This window comes from Frankia sp. RB5 (genome assembly GCF_059816245.1).
In genome coordinates this window covers 1-1,562 of the sequence record NZ_JCBATA010000148.1, presented here as the reverse complement: position 1 = coordinate 1,562, position 1,562 = coordinate 1, and the positions used below count along the sequence as shown (strand labels likewise).

The 1,562-nt window shown below is 65.2% G+C and carries 1 protein-coding gene; it reads right to left on the bottom strand.

Annotated elements, in window-relative coordinates; all coding sequences use genetic code 11:
- Window positions 1-2 precede the first annotated feature (2 nt).
- Window positions 3-1,415: an IS701 family transposase gene (locus AC6EXY_RS33220; RefSeq protein ID WP_499819019.1), complete on the bottom strand. Its 1,413-nt coding sequence runs from the start codon at window positions 1,413-1,415 to the stop codon at window positions 3-5.
- Between the last annotated feature and the right edge of the window lie 147 nt (window positions 1,416-1,562).

Here is a 1,562-nt window from a genome sequence, read left to right as displayed (position 1 = left end):
TACTACAGTTGCAGTGATCCTCGTGTGGCTGTTGCTGCTATGGCGTGGCGCTGGGCGGCGCGGATTCGGGTTTGGTAGTGGTAGTAGCGGCCGAGTGCTTGGTGCCGGCGGCGCCATTCCGACCACCAGGTGATCACGTTGTGTGGGATGGTGGTCTGCCGGAACAGGGCGATGAGGTGGCGGATTTCGTTGAGGGTGAGCGGGATCATCATGTGTCGGTCCGGTTCCGGCTGGCGGGTGATGGGGAGGCCGTCTGGAAGGCGCTGGTATCCCACGGCTGTTTTCTCTCGTGGGATGCTCGGGGGGTGTTCTTCGTGGTTCCTCAGGGCGGTGACGGCGAGCCAGGTGTGTGCGAGTATCGCGAGGGTGATGTGCCGGTACCAGGCGTGGTACTGGCGGACCTGGTAGTGGTCGAGGCCGACCTCGTTCTTGGCGGACTCGAAGCAGTCTTCTATGCCCCAGCGGCGTCCCGCGACGGTGACCAGGGCGGCGAGGGGAACCGGCTTTGGGCTGTGGGTGAGGAAGAACGCGAGTTCCTTCTTGCCGGATCGTGATCGGCGGATGAGGATCTGGTGAGGGAGGTTGTCCGGGCCTGCGTGGTCGGTGGTTTCGACGAGGGCCCAGTCGTAGAGCCGAGGTCCTTTCGAACCGTCGGCACAGGAATATGTCTCCCAGGCGGAGTCGGGAACCAGAGCGGCGAGGGTATCGACGCGGCGTCGACCGACGGCGGTGGTGACGTGCGTGTCCGACCTGACACCGAGTACAAAGCCGATGCGGTGTTCTTCCAGCCAGTCACGTAGTTCGGGGTCGGCGCCGTACACCTCGTCGCCGGCGACCCAGCCGATCTGCCGGTGTGCCAGCCAGAATCGGCGGATCATGTCCAGGGCGAGCAGTGGCTTGGTCGCGAATCCCACGCTGGCCGGGATACCCGCGTCCGCGCATCGGGCCCGGTCTTCGGTCCAGCTCTCGGGAAGGTACAGTTCCCGGTCGACCAGAGCTTTCCCTTTCCCGGACACGTAGGCGGCGAACACGCCGATCTGACAGTTTTCCACGCGGCCCGCCGTGCCGCTGTACTGGCGCTGCACGCCAGCGGACTTCTTCCCTTTCTTGAGGAAGCCGGTCTCGTCGAGAACGAGGACCCCGTCCGGCTCGAGGAGATTCTCCACGACGTACGACCGGACCACGTCGCCGACAGCGTCCTCGTCCCAGGCGTACTCGTTCAACAGCCGCTGCATCTTCTGCGGTCCGGCGTCCCGGCTGAACTCCGCGAGCGTCCACCCGTTCTTCCGTTCCGTCCGAGACAACAACCCTGCCACATACGCCCGCGCCTGCGCCCGTGGCTGATCAGACCGGAAACAGTCGGACAGGCGAGCGAACAACTCCTCCAGCCCCGCCTCCCACACCACGACGTCCATCTCGGATACGCTACCCGTCGCGGCCGCCGCCGCATCCTCATGTGTATTCACAAACCATGGAGAATCACGCGGCGGCCGCCCCACACCACCCGCCGCGCCGCAGGCGCGAATCAGGACCACACGGCAGCCACTGGGACTGTAGTACTA